18 protein-coding genes and 3 tRNA genes are annotated in these 19004 nt (G+C 63.9%); 15 read left to right on the forward strand and 6 right to left on the reverse strand.

Translation table 11 applies throughout. The annotated features are described in order from the left end of the window. The 4 genes from CXY80_RS01615 to CXY80_RS20505 form a co-directional block, all read left to right on the forward strand. Nucleotides 1-1149 (forward strand): efflux RND transporter periplasmic adaptor subunit (locus CXY80_RS01615; protein ID WP_146070629.1); only part of this gene is annotated, 1149 nt, incomplete at its 5' end. Nucleotides 1150-1252: 103 nt separating this feature from the next. Next, a tRNA-Tyr gene (locus CXY80_RS01620) sits at nt 1253-1334 on the forward strand. A 67-nt stretch (nt 1335-1401) separates the two neighbouring features. Continuing rightward, a complete protein-coding gene (locus tag CXY80_RS01625; protein ID WP_104131353.1) occupies nt 1402-2238 on the forward strand; it encodes an inositol monophosphatase family protein in 837 nt (278 codons plus the stop codon). 181 nt (nt 2239-2419) lie between these two features. Beyond that, nucleotides 2420-3595 (forward strand): M23 family metallopeptidase, encoded by a 1176-nt coding sequence (locus tag CXY80_RS20505; RefSeq protein ID WP_146070630.1) that lies wholly within the window; start codon nt 2420-2422, stop codon nt 3593-3595. Here CXY80_RS20505 and CXY80_RS01635 read toward each other — a convergent pair whose 3' ends face one another. After that, nucleotides 3596-4375 (reverse strand): GTP pyrophosphokinase family protein, encoded by a 780-nt coding sequence (locus CXY80_RS01635; protein ID WP_199182205.1) that lies wholly within the window; start codon nt 4373-4375, stop codon nt 3596-3598. Further along, entirely contained in the window at nt 4372-6069 is a 1698-nt protein-coding gene (locus CXY80_RS01640; RefSeq protein ID WP_104131354.1) for a glycoside hydrolase family 13 protein, read from the reverse strand. Before CXY80_RS01640 ends, CXY80_RS01635 begins: the two co-directional genes overlap by 4 nt. A 126-nt stretch (nt 6070-6195) precedes the next feature. Between CXY80_RS01640 and CXY80_RS01645 the strand changes: the two genes are divergently transcribed. Together CXY80_RS01645 and CXY80_RS01650 are read left to right on the forward strand one after the other, a co-directional pair. Further along, nucleotides 6196-6267: transfer RNA gene (locus CXY80_RS01645), tRNA-Thr, on the forward strand. A 31-nt stretch (nt 6268-6298) separates the two neighbouring features. Beyond that, nucleotides 6299-6372, forward strand: a tRNA-Met gene (locus CXY80_RS01650). Nucleotides 6373-6600: 228 nt separating this feature from the next. On the opposite strand, the gene xerC is transcribed toward CXY80_RS01650, so the two are convergent. After that, nucleotides 6601-7695 carry a tyrosine recombinase XerC gene (xerC, locus tag CXY80_RS01655; RefSeq protein WP_158251521.1) on the reverse strand — a complete coding sequence of 365 codons (1095 nt, stop codon included), beginning with the start codon at nt 7693-7695 and terminating at the stop codon, nt 6601-6603. Nucleotides 7696-7824: 129 nt separating this feature from the next. Further along, nucleotides 7825-8424: a helix-turn-helix domain-containing protein gene (locus CXY80_RS01660; protein WP_104131356.1), complete on the reverse strand. Its 600-nt coding sequence runs from the start codon at nt 8422-8424 to the stop codon at nt 7825-7827. 103 nt (nt 8425-8527) lie between these two features. Here CXY80_RS01660 and CXY80_RS01665 point away from each other — a divergent pair, with 103 nt between their 5' ends. The 5 genes from CXY80_RS01665 (at nt 8528) to CXY80_RS01695 (ending at nt 14000) form a co-directional block, all read left to right on the forward strand. Next, complete coding sequence (locus CXY80_RS01665; RefSeq protein ID WP_104131369.1) at nt 8528-8737, forward strand: AlpA family transcriptional regulator; 210 nt, start codon at nt 8528-8530, stop codon at nt 8735-8737. Between the two features lie 1026 nt (nt 8738-9763). Further along, nucleotides 9764-10126 carry a single-stranded DNA-binding protein gene (locus CXY80_RS01675; protein ID WP_104131358.1) on the forward strand — a complete coding sequence of 121 codons (363 nt, stop codon included), beginning with the start codon at nt 9764-9766 and terminating at the stop codon, nt 10124-10126. Nucleotides 10127-10186: 60 nt separating this feature from the next. Beyond that, entirely contained in the window at nt 10187-10570 is a 384-nt protein-coding gene (locus CXY80_RS01680; RefSeq protein ID WP_104131359.1) for a hypothetical protein, read from the forward strand. Nucleotides 10571-11349: 779 nt separating this feature from the next. Continuing rightward, nucleotides 11350-12090: a hypothetical protein gene (locus CXY80_RS01690; RefSeq protein WP_146070631.1), complete on the forward strand. Its 741-nt coding sequence runs from the start codon at nt 11350-11352 to the stop codon at nt 12088-12090. Then, a complete protein-coding gene (locus CXY80_RS01695) occupies nt 12087-14000 on the forward strand; it encodes a hypothetical protein (protein ID WP_104131362.1) in 1914 nt (637 codons plus the stop codon). Before CXY80_RS01690 ends, CXY80_RS01695 begins: the two co-directional genes overlap by 4 nt. 26 nt (nt 14001-14026) lie before the next feature. On the opposite strand, the gene CXY80_RS01700 is transcribed toward CXY80_RS01695, so the two are convergent. Next, a complete protein-coding gene (locus CXY80_RS01700) occupies nt 14027-14953 on the reverse strand; it encodes a DNA-processing protein DprA (protein WP_104131363.1) in 927 nt (308 codons plus the stop codon). A gap of 154 nt (nt 14954-15107) precedes the next feature. Further along, nucleotides 15108-15350: a hypothetical protein gene (locus CXY80_RS19025; protein ID WP_146070632.1), complete on the reverse strand. Its 243-nt coding sequence runs from the start codon at nt 15348-15350 to the stop codon at nt 15108-15110. Between the two features lie 276 nt (nt 15351-15626). Between CXY80_RS19025 and CXY80_RS01705 the strand changes: the two genes are divergently transcribed. From CXY80_RS01705 to CXY80_RS01720, 4 genes are all read left to right on the forward strand, one after another. After that, nucleotides 15627-16754 carry a hypothetical protein gene (locus CXY80_RS01705; protein ID WP_104131364.1) on the forward strand — a complete coding sequence of 376 codons (1128 nt, stop codon included), beginning with the start codon at nt 15627-15629 and terminating at the stop codon, nt 16752-16754. Nucleotides 16755-16773: 19 nt separating this feature from the next. Then, entirely contained in the window at nt 16774-17103 is a 330-nt protein-coding gene (locus CXY80_RS01710; RefSeq protein ID WP_233194800.1) for a pilin, read from the forward strand. Nucleotides 17104-17111: 8 nt separating this feature from the next. Continuing rightward, entirely contained in the window at nt 17112-17807 is a 696-nt protein-coding gene (locus tag CXY80_RS01715) for a hypothetical protein (RefSeq protein WP_104131365.1), read from the forward strand. Between the two features lie 11 nt (nt 17808-17818). Then, nucleotides 17819-19004 (forward strand): hypothetical protein (locus tag CXY80_RS01720; RefSeq protein ID WP_104131366.1); only part of this gene is annotated, 1186 nt, incomplete at its 3' end.

Below are 19004 nucleotides of genomic sequence, written 5' to 3' on the forward strand. Positions count from 1 at the left end.
ACGACCGCCGACACGACCGCCGACACGACCGCCGACACGACTGCAGATGCGACCACCGGCACGACCGCCGCTACCCCCCTGACCGCAGCCGAGAAGCTTGCGGCCGCGAAGCTCGCCCTCGCTGACTGCCAGAGCGCCATCACCGCCGTGCTCGCCGGCCAGACCGCGACCAACGAGGCTCAAGTTGGCGTGCTCACGCTCGTCGATGACCTCAACCAGTCCGTCAGCGCGCTACAGAAAGCGGTAGCCGGCACGGCGAAGTCCGGATCGACGGGGAGTGCCGCCGCCACGGTTCCGAGCACCAGCGCGAGCAGCGGATCAAGCGCCGCGTCGGCGACCAGCGCGGCTGCGACATCCGCTGCCGAAGTGCCGAGCACCACCGCGGGTGGCGCTGCGGCCGCAACGGTCGCCTCGGCCGAAACCATTGTGGCCGACCAGGCCGAGATCGACGCGGCCGTTGCGGAGCTGGCGATCGCTGAGCGCAATCTGACGCTGGCGGCGTTGACCAGCCCGATCGCCGGTACCGTCGCGGCTGTCGCCCTGGCGGTCGGTGACAGCGTCACGGCGTCATCGTCCAGTGCCGTGATCACCATCATCGGTGAGGACGGTTTCGTGGTGAGCACGACCGTCTCGCTCCCCGACATCGCCGGGGTCGTCGTCGGCCAAAGCGCAGCCGTCGATGTCGCGAGCGTTGACGACGAGTTGTCCGGAATGGTCAGCTCGATCGGAATCCTGAACGTGTCATCGTCGTCAACGCCGTCCTACACGGTGCAGATTGCGCTGGAGAGCACCGACCGCGCCCTGTTGAACGGCGGCTCGGCCGCGGTCGCCGTTGCGGTGGCGAGCCTCGACGAGGTGTTTACCGTGCCGACTTCGGCCGTGCACCTAGCCGATGCGATTTACACCGTCGATCTGCTCGAGAATGGCGTTTCGATGAGTACCGAGGTGACGGTGGGTGCGGTCGGTTCCGAACTGACCGAGATCAGGTCGGGAATCGACATCGGTGACACGGTGATTCTGGCCGATCTGAATGCCGCCATCGCCAGCTCCGAGACCGAGACCGAGAGCGGACTCGCGGGCCTCGGCGGCGACACGTCGACCGAGCTGCGCACCCCGCCGGCCGGTATGGTTGGGCCGCCCGCCGGGTAGACGCCCGCCTTGTCAAACGTGCTGATTTCTCGGTGAGGCGTTTCGTCTTGTATTGTTAACCCCGCGTCTCCGGTCAAGTGATTACACCTGGTCGGGAGCGCCTGGCGAGTTACCCAAGCGGCCAAAGGGATCTGACTGTAAATCAGACGGCGTAGCCTTCGTGAGTTCGAACCTCGCACTCGCCACGAGCAGAACAGGCAGGCCTCAAGGCCTGCCTGTTCTCGTTAACACAGCCACCTGTAGCGTGGGGGCATGACGTATCCTGCCCCGACCGAGCTGCTGGACCTCGCACGCACCATCGCCCTCACCGCGGGCGCGCTCGCCCACCGGCGCCGCGCCGAGGGGGTCGAGATCGCCGCGTCGAAGTCCTCGCCGGAAGACATCGTCACCGCGGCCGACCGTGAGGTCGAGCGGCACATTCGTGCATTGCTCGCCGACGCTCGCCCGAACGACGGGTTCTACGGCGAAGAATCCGACGCGACCGACGGCACGACCGGGCTCACTTGGGTGGTCGACCCCATCGACGGTACCGTCAACTACCTCTACGGCATCCCGTTCTACGCCGTCAGCATCGCCGTGGTGCAGGGCGATCCCGATCCGGCCAGTTGGAACACCCTCGCCGGCGCGGTCGTCAACCCGGCCCTCGGCGAGGTGTTCACGGCTTCCGAAGGGTCGGGAGCCTGGCTCGGCGACCAGCGCCTGCACGTGAACCAGGACGTTCCGCTCTCGCTCGCCCTGGCCGGCACGGGCTTCGGCTACGAGGCGGCGTGGCGGGTGTGGCAGGCGAACGTCGTTGGCGGTCTCATCGGCCAGGTGCGGGACATCCGTCGCATCGGGTCGGCCGCACTCGACCTGTGTTCGGTCGCCTGCGGGCGGCTCGACCTCTATTTCGAATGCGGACTCAACCCTTGGGATCACGCCGCCGGCGCCCTGATAGTACGCGAGGCTGGTGCCCGGGTCGGCGCTCTGCAAGCGGATGCCGAGGGTCGCGACCTGCTCATCGCCGCTGCTCCCCGCCTCTACGGTCAGTTCGAACCCGTGCTGGCAGAGCTATTCGACCGTTTTCCGGCTCCCGTGCAGGAAGCTTGACTCTTTACCCACTTGCCCAAATCGGGGTGTGATCCGTCGCGTCCTCTGCTATTCTCAGGTTTGCGCGTTATCCTTAATCAATTCGTTATATTGGCCAGTCGTTGTTTGGCGTTGTCCAGTACGAGCACCAGTTCCCGTCCGCCTCGCTGAAAGCTGCACTTTGTCACGTCACACTCCATCCTTGGATACTTCCGTGTCCAGCGAGAGTGACGACGCTGTCTTTCCCCGCGTGGAACCTGCGGCCCTGACCCGGCGTCAGTTGCGGGAGCGCGAGCGCGTGGCATTCGCCCCCGCAGCGCCGGTCGACGAAAACGTCGCAGAGGTCCTGCGGCTCAGCCCTGCCGCCGATTTGATCGTCGCTGCGGACCTGACCGAACCCGACCTCGAACCGCCCGTTGTGACCGAGACCGACCGCATCGTCGCGGCCGTCGCGGTCGCCGATGCCGAGCCCACCGACTACGAAAAGTTGCTGGTTCTCGGTGCCACCCAGTCGATTCCGACCGTAATTCCCGCGGCCGGCGCTCGGCCTCGCCGCCGCCAGCGCACCGAGCAGCCGGCGGGGGAGTCCTTCGCGCCAGCCCGCGATTTCGTTCCGGCCGGCACGCTGCCGCGTCGCGCGGCCCCGTCGCGCCCGCTCGGCAGCAGCATGCGCAAGCGCGCCGCCAAGGGTGCGTCGATCCTCGCGATGTCCTTCGTCGCCCTGATGGCCGTCGCCACGTCCCTTCCGGCTGAGGCGCTGCTCTCGGCGCAGGACGTGCAGGCCTCAGCTCTTCAAGCCCAGCGCGTTCTGCCGGCCGAAGACACTCAGAGCATGGACCTGGCCGACGGCGACATTCTCACCGTCGAACGTGACGGGTATGAGTCAAGCTCGATCGCCGAGGTGGCCGCGGCCAGCGGCATCCGTTTGGAAGATACCTTTACCAACAACCCGAACGGAACCATTCAGTGGCCGTTTGCCGTCGGTGTGCACATCGGCGACCGCTTCGGCCCGCGCAATTGCGCCGGATGCTCCGCTAACCACGGCGGCCAGGACTTTAACCCGGGTATCGGTGCGCCGATTCAGGCTATCGCCGACGGCGTGGTCAGCTACGCCGAAGACGGCGAAGCCAGCCTCGGCGTGCACATGATGATCGACCACATGATTAACGGCGAGCTCGTCACGACCGTTTACGCGCATATGATTCACGGATCGATGCTGTTCAAGGAGGGCGACCTGGTCAAGGTCGGCCAGGTCATCGGCAAGACTGGCAGCACAGGCATGTCGACCGGCCCGCACCTCCACCTGGACATCCGAATCGGCGGCAAGGACGGCACCAAGATCGACCCCCTCGAGTGGCTTTACGCCAACACTAACTAGCTATTCCGGTTCCGTGCGCCCGCGCATGAAAGACTCGAGCAGGCCCTTTGGCAGCGGAAACGGCGGCAGGCCGTCGAAGCTGAACAGGTCGACGTCATCGGCAGCGGGCCCCCGCGCCACGACCTGGTCGTGCAGCAACTCCATCTGCACGTCAAGGCGATTGGCGGCATCCGCTGCCTGCCGCAGGTCCTCGACGAGTGTGTCGGGCACGGCGCCATTGTACTTGTAGAAGATCTTGTGCTCGAGGCTGGCCCAGAAGTCCATCGCAATCGTGCGAATTTGAATCTCGACCGTGACCGGCTGCACCCGGTCCGACATGAACACTGGAATCGCCACGATCAGGTGCAGGCTCTGGTAGCCGTTCGCCTTCGGCTCCCGGATGTAGTCCTTCTCCTGCAGCACCGTGACATCCCGTTGCCCGGCGAGCAGGTCGCGAATGCGATAAGTGTCGGAGATGAAGCTGCAGGTGATGCGAATTCCCGCAATGTCCTGGATATTGTCACGAATACCGTCGAGCTCGAGCGGATGTCCCTTGCGGATGGCCTTCTTGAGAATGCCCTCCGGCGACTTGAGCCGCGAGCTGACATGCTCGATCGGGCTGTAGTCGTGAATCGAGCTGAATTCTTCCTTCAAAATGTTGATCTTGGTCAGCATTTCGTCGGTCGCGAACTTGTAGGACATCATGAATCGGGTCAGTTCGAGCTTGAGCTCGCGCATGGCGGCGATGGTCCCCAGCGCGGTGTTTGCAGCATCGTCTGGCTGGTCGAGCGCGTCGGTCATGCTGTTACAGCGCGCAACCAGGCGGTCGCGTCACCGGGCAGGGTGCGGCCGACGAGGTCTTCGCTCGCGAGCAGCACGTCGCCGGCGGGCAGTTGAACGGATGCCGCGCCCGTGTTCGCCACGATCGTCACGGCGCCGTTGCGGTAGGCCACTACGTCCGGCCCGAAGCCGTCGATCCATTCCACCGTGCCGGAGGCGAGGGAGTGCTCCCGGCGCAGGTTCAGCGCGTGCTTATACAGCTCGAGGGTGGATCCGGCTACACCGTTTTGTTGGTCGCGGGCCAGTCCGGCCCACTCTGCCGGTTGTGGCAGCCAGCTCTTCGCGCCGGTGCTGAAGCCGAACGACGCGCTCGCACCTTCCCACGGAATCGGCACGCGGCATCCGTCTCGCCCGTACCGCTCACCGTTGGTGCGAAACCAGGTGGGGTCTTCGCGGGCGTGGTCGGGCAGGTCGACGGCCTCGGGCAGCCCGAGTTCCTCGCCCTGGTAGAGGTAGCTCGAGCCCGGCAGTGACAGCATCAAAGCGGATGCTGCCCGCGCGCGTTGCAGCCCCACCGCAGTGTCCGGCAGTCCAACGGTCTTGGGCCCAATGCCGTGCCCCTGCAGGTTCTCGCCGGTGAGGGCGAGCCGGGAAGCGTGCCGCACCACGTCGTGGTTCGAGAGCACCCAGGTGCTCGGGGCTCCCACGTTGCCGAAGGCTTCGATCGACTCGTCGATGACGCTCCTGAGCTTTGCTGCGTTCCAAGGCGTCTCAAGGTAGGCGAAGTTGAAGGCCTGGTGCATCTCGTCCGGGCGCACCCACTTGGCCATCTGGCTCAGCGGGTCGACCCAGGCTTCGGCCGCGAGGACGCGGTCGCCGGGGTAGGCGGCGAGCACCTTGTGCCAGTCGCGGTAGATCTCGTGCACGCCGTCCTGCGCCCAGTAGGGCGCGGTCATGGGCGATTCGGCGCTGATGCCGGGCTCGAGGGTGGCCGGGGCGCCGCCCATGCTGCCGCCCTCGGCGGGTGGCGTGTAATCGGGGAGGCCGGGAGCCTTGATCATGCCGTGCGCGACATCCACTCGAAAACCATCGACGCCGCGGTCGAGCCAGAAGCGCAGCACCGCGCGAAACTGTTCGCGCACCCATTCGCTGTCCCAGTCGAAGTCGGGCTGGCTGGTGTCGAACAGGTGCAGGTACCACTGGCCGGGGGTGCCGTCGGGGTCGGTCGTGCGGGTCCAGGCGAGGCCGCCGAAGACGGACTCCCAGTTGTTCGGCGGCAGGTCGCCGTTCTCGCCCTTGCCATCGCGAAAGGTGTAACGGGCGCGCTCTGCGCTGCCCGGGCCGGCGGCGAGGGCCGCCTGAAACCAGCCGTGGTCGCTCGAGGAGTGGTTCGGCACGATGTCGACGATGACGCGAATGCCCAGGTCGTGGGCGGTGCGCTGCAGCACCTCGAAGTCGTCCAGGGTGCCGAACAGCGGGTCGACGTCGCAGTAGTCGGAGACGTCGTAGCCGGCGTCGCGTTGCGGCGACGTATAGAAGGGAGAGAGCCAGATGGCGTCGATGCCAAGCTCTTGGAGTTGGGGCAATCGCGAGCTGATGCCGGCGAGGTCGCCCATGCCGTCACCGTTTGCGTCGGCGAAGGACCGCGGGTAGATCTGATAGATAACGGCCGTGCGCCACCATTCGGTGCCGGAAGTCAGTTTGGTGCCAGTCATATTTAAATGCTACGGCATCGGTAGTGGATGCTCGGTGTGGGCTAAGTGGTCTCGATCGCCTTGCTGGGGTGATAAAGTTTCTAGGTTGCCAAAAACGCGGCATTGCTACTGTTTTTTGGTTGCTCTGCCCCCTTAGCTCATTGGTAGAGCACTTCCTTGGTAAGGAAGAGGTAGTGGGTCCGATTCCCACAGGGGGCTCAGGCTTGGAAGCGAACAGCCGACAAGTCGCGGCGGGGTAGCTCAGTTGGTTAGAGCACACGGCTCATAATCGTGGTGTCGCGGGTTCAATTCCCGCTCCCGCTACAAAAACCCCGGATTTCTGCGGAAGTCCGGGGTATTTTTTCGCCGATTTCGGGCCAACCCCGCATAAACCCCGCAGATTGAAATCGGGTGTACTCGACATTTCATCGTTTCCAGGGCCTTCTTTTCACTCGTTTTCTCGTCCCGCCAGGGGTCCATCGAGAGGTGAGAAATAGTACGCGCAGATGTCTCGAATGCTCACTTCTTCGACCCCGCGGAAACCCCGCAGATTCACATTGTCGACAGCAGCGAGTTCATCGTTTCGGCAGCACGGATACCACCCGTGTTCTTTGCCATGTAGACGTCCTGGGTCAGGGATGGGTTCGCATGTCCGAGGTATTCCGCAATTTCTCTAGCGCTCAATCCTGACTGGTCCAGAGCGGTTGCTACTGTCTTGCGGAAGCTGTGGGTCGTGACCGTCGGATAACCGATCCGGTCGCGAGCCATTCGCCAGTCGCGCGAAGTATTGCGAGGATCTCGAATATTGCCACGCATGGTCGGAAAGACTAGATCATGGTCGTTCCGAATCTTGAACTTCGCTTGCCGGTCGCGGAGCAGGTCGACGAGTGACTTTGGGATCGCAATCGTACGCACGCCGGCCTTCGTCTTCGTGTGGTCCTGCAGGCGAACACCTTGACCACGTGCACGGATCACGTTGGCGTTGATTGCCACAGTGCCGGCATTCAGATCGAGTGCGGACCAACGGATGGCCAAGACTTCTCCCAGCCGGCAACCCGTGCCGGCGAGGAATAAAATCACGTCCGCGGCATCGAGCTGGTTAAGGCGAGCGTCCGCGCGTACGGCGGAAAGCAAACGCGGCAATTCAGGGAGTGGGATGGCGGTGGCGCCCTGTCGGAGACGAGCGATATTGTCGATTTCCCGCACAGGATTGACTTGAACCGCGTCGGAGCGCGCCGCCACGCCCATCATCCCGGAGAGCACAGCTCGACAGGATTTAGCCGCGCCAGGGCCGTGCTTCTCAATGACCTCACTGATGAATCGGCCCAGGCGCTCCGTTGTGGCCTCGGACACCGAGAGTGACCCAATTTTCGGCTTGATGTGATGCTCGATAGTTTGCCGATATGTGTCAATTGTGCGCGGTGCTCGGTCTGCTTTTGTAAGGAGAAAACGATCGGCCAGTTCCGAGAGTGACGTTTCCCGTTTTACCGCGCTCACCGATGATGTGCGTACCGAGGTGAGGGCAAACAGAAGTGACGTTTGGGCCCGCGCTTTCGTCGGCGCAAATCGTTCAATTTGACGGAGGGTTCCATCGTCAAATCGATAGCGTGTGCGCGCCCGCCACGTTCCAGGCGTGATCTCCGACACGTTGATTGCGCCGTGACTCGTCACGGGCACGCGTGGCCTCCCCATGGAAAACCTCCTCGAATTCTCTCTTGACCGTTCTCGTTGTAAAGAGTTGCAGTGCGGCACGGCGCGCTGTGACCGGCATTGTGTTTAGTCGGCCCAGCCGTCGAGGTCCCAGCCGGCTGAGGCGAGGTAGGACGTGAGCTGCGCGATGCGCCGGCTGGATTCGCCGAGGCGTTCCTCGGTGGTGTCCCACTCGTGGGCCGTGGCGATCTCGCCGGCTGCGGCGTCCAGGGTTCGTTCGATCGCGAGGTTGGTCGTCAGGCGTTTTCGCTCCTGGGTCTGCGCGAGTAGTTCTCGCATCGCTTGCAGTTGGGTGCGTTCGGTGCGTTCGTCGTTGGTGCTCCATCGGTAGGCGCCGTGTTCTGCGCCGGAGATCCAGGCGTCGAACTCGGCGACCGTCATGCCGTCAAAGCTGGGGCTGAGGTTGACGATGTCGAGTTCGGCCCAGGGCCGGGCGATGGGCGTGAGCAGGAAGATCGGTGTGACGCGGAGGGCTTTGGCGATGTTCAGGAGTTGGCTGACGGAGAGGTCCTGTTTACGGCCCGCTTCGATGTTTTGCAGGATCGATTCGGTGACGTTGTTTCCCGGGATCATGTCGGCCAGGTCCTTCGCTGAGCGGATGCCGTGCTGCTTGCGGATGGCATGGATGCGGTTGCCGATCCCCGACTGCGCCAGAAAATTTGTCACGTCGACATATTACAGCTTAAACACTTGTCAACCGTTGCAATTCGTTCTACTGTGTCAGCAACAGATTCCGACCTGCGAAATCTGTCAAGACATGGAGACAATCATGGACGAAGAATTCATCCTCCCCGTACACGTCGCCGAACTGACCGGCCTGCCCGTCGGCGCGCTCGCCCAGCTGCGCTACATGGGCCGCGGGCCGCGGTTCTACAAGCCGACCCCGAAGAAGGTGCTCTACAAGCGGTCCGAGGTCATCGCCTGGGTCGAGGCGAGCGCGCAAACCCAGACGGGCCAGACCGCGCTCCTGGGCCGGTGATCTGGCCTGAACCGTCGCCCGCGAAACGAGTGGCCGAGGGTTCGCCCATGAAAAAGCCCCGGGGTGCAACCCGGGGCACAGATCGAGCACCTGCGAAGGATCTGATCTATGACCAGACTACTGAAATTTCCCCATCTCGCAACGCCTCGCCCTCTCCCCGGTGGGTGAGACCACCGTGGGCCTTTACGCCGCTAAGGCTGCCGTTCTGCTGGCTGCACGCCTGGGCCTGGGCCACTCGGCCGCAAGACTGCTGCTGCACATGGCGCTGGAATGCTGGGACGACGGTGACAACCCTGCCGGCCAGCCGCCAAGACACTACTACGCCACCCGAGAATCCTCTGCGATCGCCCTGGGCTACGTGGTCCCGACAAACGGGTCCGAGGCAGCAGCCCACGCCGTCAAACGCGCCGTCGCAGAACTCGTCACCCAGGGCGCCGTAGAACGGGTCCGGTCCGGCGGCCGGGGCCAAACCGCTGAGTTCATTCTGCACGTCGATAGCACCAGACCGGGCGCTGCGAGACGGCACGAATCGAACGTTATTTGGCTCGCGCGACGCGGCGGCCAAGGGGCCGCTGAGCGGCCCCCTCAGGGGGCCGATTTCTAACCCCCTCAGGGGGCCAGATCTGGCCCTATAGGGGGCCGGTAGGCGGCCCCCTTAACAGTATTAACAGGACCAATCAAAACTTAACCAGTACACGCGCGCGCGAAACGCCTGTGGATAACTCGCCAAAAACGCCGTGCAACTAGCCTTCGATCGCAGCCGAAATCGGCTCGATGTGACGCCACGTAAAACACAATTTGTGACCTGTCCGGCAGGTCATCGTAGTTCGCTGCGCGCCAACCGTTCCCTGAATCTCAGACGCGGTCGCATGCTCCCTCAATTCGCCTGAGATTCAGGGCACTATCGCCGCTCAGGCTCGCTATCGATTTCTCTCGCCGGAAGGCACAAAAAACAGTTGGTCGAAGAACCCAAGGCCAACGACACCCACCGCACGTCAACGCATCACCCATCGAAGGAGAACACTCATGACCACACGCACCATCATTGGCAACCTGGCTCTCGACCCCGAAGTCGTTACTGCCGGCAGCATCCAAATCACCAAGCTGCGCGTCATCGAAAACACCGGCGAGTACCGCGGTGGCAAATGGCTCGCTCACGACCCCGCCACGACACATTTCGTGGAAGCCAAGTTCGAACTCGGCCAGAACGTCGCCGCCACCCTGCACAAGGGTGACCCCGTCATCGTCGTCGGCCGCGAGCACACTGACAGCTGGGGCGACGACCAGGCCCGGCAATACGGACGAGTCATCGACGCCGACAACATCGGCCCCGACCTCAACCGTGCCGTCGCAACCGTGCGGCGCAACTCCAAGCCCGACAGCGAATAGCCATCCCGGGTGGGTCGCACTCGCGACCCACCCTCACAATCGCATGAAAGGAGTACCACCATGAACGACTACGACAGCGAGCTGATCAGCCGGGCGAACGAGCTGGCCGACATCGCACGCAGCCTGGCGCACGCGACTCGGGCGATCGACCGGCCCTACGACTCGTACCTGCTGCTCGGATGCCTGACCGCCACCCAGCGCTCCCTCGGCCAGGTATACGACCAGCTCGCCAATTGGCACAGCAATGTCGTCGACGGCGTCGAGTACAACGGCGAAGACGGCTGCGGCGCTGGCTGCGCACCCGGAGTCGCTCGGGCTGAACTCGGCCTTCGCGATGCCGCCCAATTCGCCGGCATCGTCGAAGATGCCCTCCTGCAAGCCCACAACGCCAACAGCGTCGTCCGCTGGTTCGACAGCGTGGAACGATTCCCGCGCTTGTCGTAACGAGCTGACTCCGGCGACGGAACGGCCCGTGATCGCACATCGAGTTGCCCACGGCTCGACGGCTGAAACGACATAGAGCCGACAAGATTTGGTCGCTCGCGTCGACGCTTCCGCGGGTGCAACGTCACGGGATGCCATCGATATTCGGGCCCCCATTTCGGCTTCGTCCGGCGGAGCAGGTTCAGTGCGGGCGGCTGCTAGATGAGCAGCAGAGGGGCCAAAGATCGGTCGCAGATACCACGTCGTCCGTCACGAATTTGGTCGTACGGAGGGCGCCACAAGCCTGCGTGGGTATTCGTTTACCTATGCACCGGCAGCGAATAGGTAAACGAATAGGTGCGGGGTCTCTTTCCCTGTCCCACCGCCGCCCCCTCGCTGCGCTCGCTTCCCAACCTCCCACACCCATCGTCCCTCAGTGTGTAGGAGGTTGGGAAGTAAAGGGGTGGTGGTGGGACAGGGAAAGAGAAGAAAAAAGTAGAAGAAAAAAACAGAAGTACAAAAACAAAAAAGAAAAAAACTGAAAAGAAAAAAGAGGGAGAACAAGAAGAGAAGACAGAGAAGAAGTGAAAAAAGTGACAGGAAAAGCCAGGGAAAGCCGGCAGAAAATGTGGAAGTCGACGGCAGAAAGCAGGAAGCAATCAGGTAAGGAAAACGACGAGCAGAAGCGGTGAGGTCGATGAGTTGAAGTCGACGATGTGCGGTGTGGCATGCGGGGCTGTGTCGGTGGCTGGGTGCAGAATCGTGGTGGAAAGCTGAAACGTTGTCAGTTCGGAGGCTGAGTGATGGTGCAGGTGACGGAGCGCGACGAGGCACTTTTGGCGTGGTTGGACGTTGTTCGGCTCGCCGATATGGACGCCGTGCGGTGGGCGTTGGGCGCCCTGTCTGGTGCCGGTGAACCGGTGTCATTGCGTCGGGCGCAGCAGTGGGCCGCGCGGATGATCGGGACTGGATTGCTCGACCGGGGCCGGGTTGCGTATCGGGACGGGTCGATAGTGTGGGCCACGTATCTGGCGATTGGGAAGCCGGCGCCGAATCTGTTTCGGCAGACGACGCGGCACGAGGTAGCGGTCGCGACGGTATCGGCGCGCTATTTGGCGCAGGGGTTCACGTGGCGGCGGGATCGCAAACCGAACAGCGTGCGCGAGCATCAGGCCGATGGGGTCGCCGAGCGTGACGGGGTTGTCGAGTTGGTGGAGGTGGAGTTGACGCCGAAGACGTGGCAGCGGTATCAGTCGATTTGTCAAAGCCACGCGTATCGCTTGGCGCATGAGGGGATTGATCGGGTGGCGTATTTCTGCACGGCAGACGCTGATCGGGCAGTAACACGGGAGGCTGACAAGCACCTGGTCCGCACCGAACGACCCCGTTTCGTTTCCCAACACTCCCTCGACGCACGCGGGTACTGGACCGGCGCCGACCTGGGCGCCGGCGCGTACGCGACCGCACACGGACGAGCCGCCCTCGTGGTCGAGCTCGAAAGCAGCAGCGGGTGGGGCGAATCCACGCAGGTCCACGCATGAGCGACACGGCCGCTCCGGTAGAGACGGACGCCACCAGCGACACGATCGCGCGGCTGCTTGGCGCCGCGTTCGCGGTCGTCATGGTGTTGATTGCGTTGCCTCTGGTCGTGCCGGTTGTGGTGAGCCGGATTGCCGGCGACGTTATCGCGACGAAGACCCGGTTTTGGGTGGTGTGGCGGTGGCAGTGGACGGTCAATACCGTCGGCATCCTCCTCGTAGCCGCGCTCCTCACGTGGGAGGCAATCCTGCTGGCGGACTGGATCCGCTCGGGGGCGGCGACCGAGTTCTTTGACGGCGCTGAGTGGTGGACGCAGCTCTGGCCGATGTTTGGACCGTGGGCGGTGGCGAATTTCTTTGCCGGGGTGCTGTTGCTGCCGGCGGCGTGGTCGTTGCGGCGGCGGAAGATCGCCGAGCAGGTGCGGTCCCGGCGAGTATCGAACGTGGTGCGGCAGGAGAAGATTGAGACCGCACGTAAGCGTGCTGCCGACAGCAGCGTGGCCCGCCGCATCGGAGTGCGCCTCGAGGCCGAGACGGGCCGCATCGTCGGAACTACTCGCCAAGCGGTCACCGTGCCGCTGGCCGTGGGAGATCAGCGGCAGGCGTTCGGGGTGACGAGCCGGGTGACGGTTCGGACCCTCGCTGACCGCTTCTATGACATGCGCCGCGTGCGCGACTGGGTCGATGCCACCGGCAAGTATCTGGTGCTGCCGCCGACGGCATCGTCGGTGCGGGCACTGATCATCGCTGAGTCCGGCAGCGGCAAAACCGTCCTGATCAATGGTCTTGTGTTGTGTGCATTGGAATACGGGTGGCCCGTGTTCGTCATAGACGCGAAAGGTGACCCGGCTGACGCCGAGAACCTGGTCGCCGTGGCGCAGACCTACGGCCGCACCGCGACAACCGGCGGTACGTGGAACCTCTTTAACGGCACCGGCGACCAGATCACGGCGAAGCTGATGCGGCTGATGCCTGTCCCTGACGGCGCGAACCAGCATTATCTCGATGAGATTCGTGGGGTGCTGCAAATGGTGCAAGGTAGGTCTCCGCTGTGCAGCATCGATGACCTGCGCGAGCGGCTGACCTACCCGGCCCGGTTCGTCGACGACACAGACGACCTGCCGCTGATTAACAAGCGTGTGGAGCGCGACGGGTCGACCGCGGGAGCACGGGCGTTGCAGAGCCTGCTTGTGGCGCTGCGGCCGATGCAACGCTGGATTGGCCAGGACGGCTGGTCTTACGACGCGCCGAAAGCTGACGTGACGGTTATTCCGTTGTCGCCGGTCGACGATGCTCAGGCGCGGCTGGGTGATCTGCTCCTGCTGGACTTGCGGAATTTTCTCGCCACCCGGTTGGAGCGGCGCGATAAGTCCCCGGTGGTCGTTATCGTTGACGAGTTCCCCCAGCTGGTGACAGGGTCGCAGGACCCGGGTGATACCGCGGGGAGCCTGTTTGAGACGGCGCGCAGCGCCGGCGTCGGACTGGTCCTCGCGACGCAGAGCCCGGCCGGTCTGTCGAATGATGAGGTCCGCCGTCGCCGTGCACTCACCAGTGGTGCGGCGCTGATCTTTGGCCGGTCCAAAGACCCGGAAGATGTGGTGAAGTATGCCGGGACGGTGATGCGGATGGAATCCGCCGGCCGCGCCACCGGTGAGGAGCTTGGCAGCGCCCGCGCCCAACACACCTACGTCATACCGCCGCAAGACGTGCGCGAAGCGGCGGACGGAGCGTTCTGGATCGTGCAGGGCGGCGCGATCGCTCCGTTCCGAGCACTGCCCAACCGGCAACTGCAGACACCAGTATCCGTTCCAGTCACGCCGGTGTTGGTGCCGGCTGATGTCGAGGGTGGTCGTGACGCGGAAGTCGTGCGGCTCGACGTCGTCGAGACGGATGAATCCGGGAGCGCCGCCTGACCGATGCGGGCGGCGCTCCCGCCAGGTCAGAGTCGGTCGGCGTCGTCAGTGGTGGCGACAAGTTGGGCGCCGTAGTGACGGATGAGCCGGTCGCATCCCGCATTGGACACGGTCGAAGTCAACCCGCGCACGGCGCCGCACGGCCGGCCAAGCTCAAGGGCGGTCACCGCTGTGTTCAGGTCCCCGGACTCGTACTCCGCTTCGACAATGACGGTCTTGGTTGTGAGCGCCGCGAGGAGTCGGTTGCCACGTTGGAACCGCCATGCCGAGGGCGTTTGTCCCGGTGGTATCTCACTCACGACGACACCGCGCGTCGCGACTGCGTCGACCAGCTGCGCGTTTTCCGCAGGGCAGGTGTCGTCCATGCCCATGGGGAGAACAACCACGTTGCGGCCGGCGAATGCCCGACCGGTGGCGAGGACGGCGGTGTCGATGCCGCGAGCGGCGCCGGAGGCAATCGTCCAGCCGCGCTCGATTAGACCGGAGGCCAGGTCCACACATACGTGCCTGCCGTACGGAGTCGCGAACTGCGTGCCCGTCAGCGACACGCTCGGCGCGCTCAGAAGGGAAGCGTCCCCGCGTACCCAGAGCGCAAACGGGCTTGTCTCTCCGAGATCGGCAACGGAGGCCGGCCAGTTCGGGTGTAATGGCGTGAGCAGCTCGCACCCGCCTGTGACGGTGAGGCGGATCGTGTCGACGACCCGGTCAACCGAGTACCGAGGCAAAACTGATGCTCGCAGTTGCGCGAGGGTCCCGTCTTGGCTGGCCGCAGTATCGCCGTTGAGGCTGAGTAGGGCGGTTAGGGCTGCTTCGGCCCCATACCGTGCGATGAGTGCGCAAACGTGGGGGTCGCCGGGTTCGGCGATGGTGGCCCAGGCGGTGCGTGCGATGGTGTCGTGGCTGATGGGTCTGCTTCCGGTGCTGATGGTGTCGATAACCGCAGCGATGGTCATGATGGTGGCTCCCTCTCCCGGACCGAATATTTTGTTTGCCTTCCGGCGAGAGAAATCGATAGCGAGCGGGAGAGCTGTAGTGCCCAGAATCTCAGGCGAAATAAGGGAGCGTACGACCGCGTCTGAGAATCTGGGAACGCAAGCGCGAAGCGAGCTACGATGACCGGCCGGAAAGGTCAAACAAGCCCTTGAAAAACAGGCCGCGGATGCGGCTCAAAATATGAGGTTCGCAGCGGCGCAAGCCGCTTCCACATAGGTCCTTGCGCAGTCCGGCGATCACCGCCCGCAGGCACAAAGGTTGAACAACCAAGCGCACTGGATGTTGTTGTGGACGAGATTTTTGAAGGTATTTTTTGTCTTCCGGGGGTGTGTCACCACCAATGTCAGAGGTGAGCATTACTCTCGACTTAGACGGCAACGACGCCGCACAGAAAGGGAATCGTGACGGTGCACACCCGATCCGCTCGAACGGATAGGACAGCATGGCTGGCAGGAATATGCCCGGCTGTTGCCACAATCCGCCGACGCCCGGCCAGCCCCATGACTGATTCCAATCGCTGTGTCGTTGTGGTGATTGACGAGCACCGTATGGAGTCCTAGAGAGGGAAATTTGCTTGTGTCCAGTCAGAATCAGGCAACAACACCGACCACGAACCAGCACACTGACCCACCCGTGAGTACCGCGTTTCGCGGCGCCTCACGCGCCCAGGGCTACATCGAAGCGGATGCCCCCACCCCCGAACGCCCGGTCGCACCGCTCCCAGAACAGCTGGCCGTCGACGAGACTGCTGCACCGTCCACCGCGACGCCGCAGCGGCCGGCAGGAATCCCGTCTGAGCCGGCTCTGGCCGATCTGTTTGGCGGTTCCCATCACGACCTCGGGCTGCTCTCCACAGCCCCGCAAACGCAGGGTGCGCAGCGCGGCCTGCGAGGCGTGCTTTCCCGACTTGGGTTTTCGATGACGCCGGGGCCGGCGGAGCTGGCCGAGCGCGAACAGACCGAAGCGCTGCGGCGGGATGAGGAAACGATTCGGCAGGCAACATGGACCCGTGCGGTGAGCGTGTTGGTCGCCAATCAGAAGGGCGGCGTCGGGAAGACGCCGTCGGCGATCATCGTCGGCGGAGTCCTTGCCGCCGCACGCGGCGGATCGGTGTGCATCCTCGAGGTCTCCGACGACCCCGGCGCACTGTCGTTCCGAGCGGAGGGGAACCCTGCCCGCGGCATGGGAGAACTCGTCCGCGACGTCGACACGATCAGTAGCGCCGGGCAGCCCGCCGGCTACACCGCCCCGCAAACCTCGTTCGCGTCCGTGATCGGCACCGTCCGTCGCCGGCCGCGCCTCACCCACCAGGATGTGGTGGTCGTCGCGGCGGTCGTCGATCAGTACTACGGCATCCGCGTCATGGACAGCGGCAACCAGCCCTCCTCCTCAGCGTTCCAGGGCGCCGTCGATACCGCCGATGCGTTGGTGATCCCGGTGTTCAACGCCGGGGACGCAGTGTTGGAAGCGGTCGCGCTGCTCGATGTACTGCGGTCGGCCGGCGGCAAGGCAGCGAGCTTGGCAGAACACGCCACGATTCTCCGGCTCACCGATGGGCGGCCGGAGAACCGGCAGGTCGTCGACCGCGTCGACCAGATCATCGCCGACGCTGGCGTCGAGCAGATCTTCACCATCCCCTACGACCCACACATCGCCGAACGCGGTCAAATCACCCTCGGGCATCTCGCCCCACAGACGCGGCGGGCGTTCGCCGCAGCGGCCGGGGGCGTCGTACGTACCCTGCAAGCTACCGTCCGATAGCAGCGAAAGGCGAACCGTCATGCTCGTAGAATCCCTGCAGACCCTCGTGGGCACCGTGGTGCGCACGATCGACAATCCGCTCGACGGCATCCTGCCGGACTTCACCATCTTCGGGGCGGAATTCACCCTGCTCTGGCAGAAGCTCCTCGCCGGAGTGTGGGGGATCGGCATCATCCTGGCGATAGTGTTCCTAATCATCGGGATCATCAAAATGGCCAGCGCCTCCAGCGGCGGCAATCCCAACGAATACAAAACCGCCCGCAACCAAGCCATGTGGGCCGGGATCTCCCTCGGGGTGCTCGCCGCCCTCGCCGTGATCGTCGGCGCCATCCTCGCCGTCTTCGGATAGGAGCACTCGTGCAAGCGACCGCACCACCCACCCGCCGCACGTGGCCCTGGATCGTCGGCGCCGCCATCCTCATCGGCGCCCTCATCATCGCTGGCGCCGTCTACTTCGGCAGCCAACGCGACACCGCCACACCCCCACCCGAGCCGACAACGCCGAGAGCGAGCAGCACGCCGTCGCCGAGCACCACACCGGTCGATGCGGAGCCGACCGGATGCCTCGGCGGCGAAACACGAGACGCCGCCATGGTCCTCGCCGCCCAGAAAGCCGCATCGCACACGAGCAGCGGGGCCGTCGAGTACGCCGCCACCTTCGTACGGTGGCTACACCAGTACCCCTACCCGTCGTCAGACGATGCAGACACTGTCGCGGCAAGCGCTCTCGCCACTGATGTTCCGACGAAGGATTTGCGAAAGTTTTTCGCGAACAATCCGAACGTCTCAGGCGGGCTCGTGCCGGACGCGACGAAATACTACCTGTCGACCATTCCTGGTGTGTGGCACATCGAATCGGCGTCGAACGACGAAGTCGTCGCCACGATCGGCACGGGGCTCGTCATACAAGGGGCCATGAGCCCAACGTTGAAAGGATCGATTACCGTGACCGTCCGGTGGGAAAACGGCGAGTGGAAATTTGCGAAGTCTGAAGGGACACGCACGACGGAGGACTTGTTTTCGATCGGTGAACCCTTCACGAGCGGGTGCTGACGATGCTAGGCATGGCGACCACGCCCGGCGATGACCCAGGATTTTTCGGAGATCTCGTGGGCGGCATAGGTAATGCAATCAACGGTGCCGCCGGAGTGGTGTCTTACTGGTCGGACCCGTGGGGTAACACCTTCAAGATGCTCCGCGACACGGCGGAGGGGATGAGTCGGGACATCATGCCGGCGTTGACCAGTGCGACGCTTCCGGATCTGACAGCGGACTGGTTCATTAACGCCTACAAGATTAGCTTTGCTACGGCGATTTTCGTCGCTGTGCTGCTGCTGATCCCGCAGGCCGTGCGAACGGCGCGCGGCGCCCAGGCCGGCCGCGACCTGGTTGAGTCTGTCGGCCTCTACTTTGGAACGTTTCTAGTTGGGGCCATGTTCGGTCCGATGTTTGGGATCATGCTGATCAACTTCTTCCACTCCCTGACGGACGTCTTCGTCGCAGCTGGCCTGACCGGCACGGCGACTACCGTCACTGGGCAGTTCAGCTCCATGATTGAGCAGGCCGATCCAGTCGGCATCACCGGCGGGATCGTTATGGGCGTCATCTTGATGGTCTGCATGATCCTCGCCCTCTTCCTGGTGCTGCTCATGCTGTTGGTGCAACTGGTGACGCTCTACTTCACCGGGGTGCTGCTACCGCTCGGGCTGGTGTGGATCATCGACAAGAACAAGCGCTCCTTCGGCTTAAAGATCGCCGCCCTGTGGATAGGTATTCTCGCCGCTCACCCGCTGCTGTTCTTGCTGCTGGGCTTGGCTTTTTCGATGACGGCGAACCAGCTCAGCGCGTTCGGCAACAACTTCGGTCTGCAATCGATGGTGTCGCTCATGGTGGCGATTATCGGGCTGCTGATGGCCGCGCTCTCGCCGTTGCTGCTGATGAAGTTCGCCCCGATCATTCCGATGGCATTCGGTGGTACGACCGGTCCTTCCGTTGACGTCGGCAAGCACATCGGGGCGCAGAACATGACCGAAGCTACCGAGCGTTACGGCCAACCCTCCAGCCCGGATCGGACCTCCTCGACTACGACGAAGGAGTCCACGGACTCCACGACCGAGCGCGTTTCCGAATCCTCGACAGCGCCGGGAAGCCTGTCGGAAGTCATCGGCAACCGCGCCGCTGCCGCCGCAGCCGGCACCGGCGCGGCCGGTGAAGGGGCGACGATCGGCGCCGGCCGCGCAGCGACCGCCA

The organism is Cryobacterium sp. M91 (genome assembly GCF_002929615.1).
GTDB lineage: Bacteria > Actinomycetota > Actinomycetes > Actinomycetales > Microbacteriaceae > Cryobacterium > Cryobacterium levicorallinum.

Bases quoted from the DNA above. Each gene is read 5' to 3' on its own strand.
- CXY80_RS01625 (WP_104131353.1), top strand. From the start codon at position 1,402: ATGACGTATCCTGCCCCGACCGAGCTGCTGGACCTCGCACGCACCATC.
- CXY80_RS01635 (WP_199182205.1), bottom strand. From the start codon at position 4,375: ATGACCGACGCGCTCGACCAGCCAGACGATGCTGCAAACACCGCGCTG.
- CXY80_RS01640 (WP_104131354.1), bottom strand. From the start codon at position 6,069: ATGACTGGCACCAAACTGACTTCCGGCACCGAATGGTGGCGCACGGCC.
- CXY80_RS01665 (WP_104131369.1), top strand. From the start codon at position 8,528: ATGGACGAAGAATTCATCCTCCCCGTACACGTCGCCGAACTGACCGGC.
- CXY80_RS01675 (WP_104131358.1), top strand. From the start codon at position 9,764: ATGACCACACGCACCATCATTGGCAACCTGGCTCTCGACCCCGAAGTC.
- CXY80_RS01680 (WP_104131359.1), top strand. From the start codon at position 10,187: ATGAACGACTACGACAGCGAGCTGATCAGCCGGGCGAACGAGCTGGCC.
- CXY80_RS01695 (WP_104131362.1), top strand. From the start codon at position 12,087: ATGAGCGACACGGCCGCTCCGGTAGAGACGGACGCCACCAGCGACACG.
- CXY80_RS01700 (WP_104131363.1), bottom strand. From the start codon at position 14,953: ATGACCATCGCTGCGGTTATCGACACCATCAGCACCGGAAGCAGACCC.
- CXY80_RS19025 (WP_146070632.1), bottom strand. From the start codon at position 15,350: ATGCTCACCTCTGACATTGGTGGTGACACACCCCCGGAAGACAAAAAA.
- CXY80_RS01710 (WP_233194800.1), top strand. From the start codon at position 16,774: ATGCTCGTAGAATCCCTGCAGACCCTCGTGGGCACCGTGGTGCGCACG.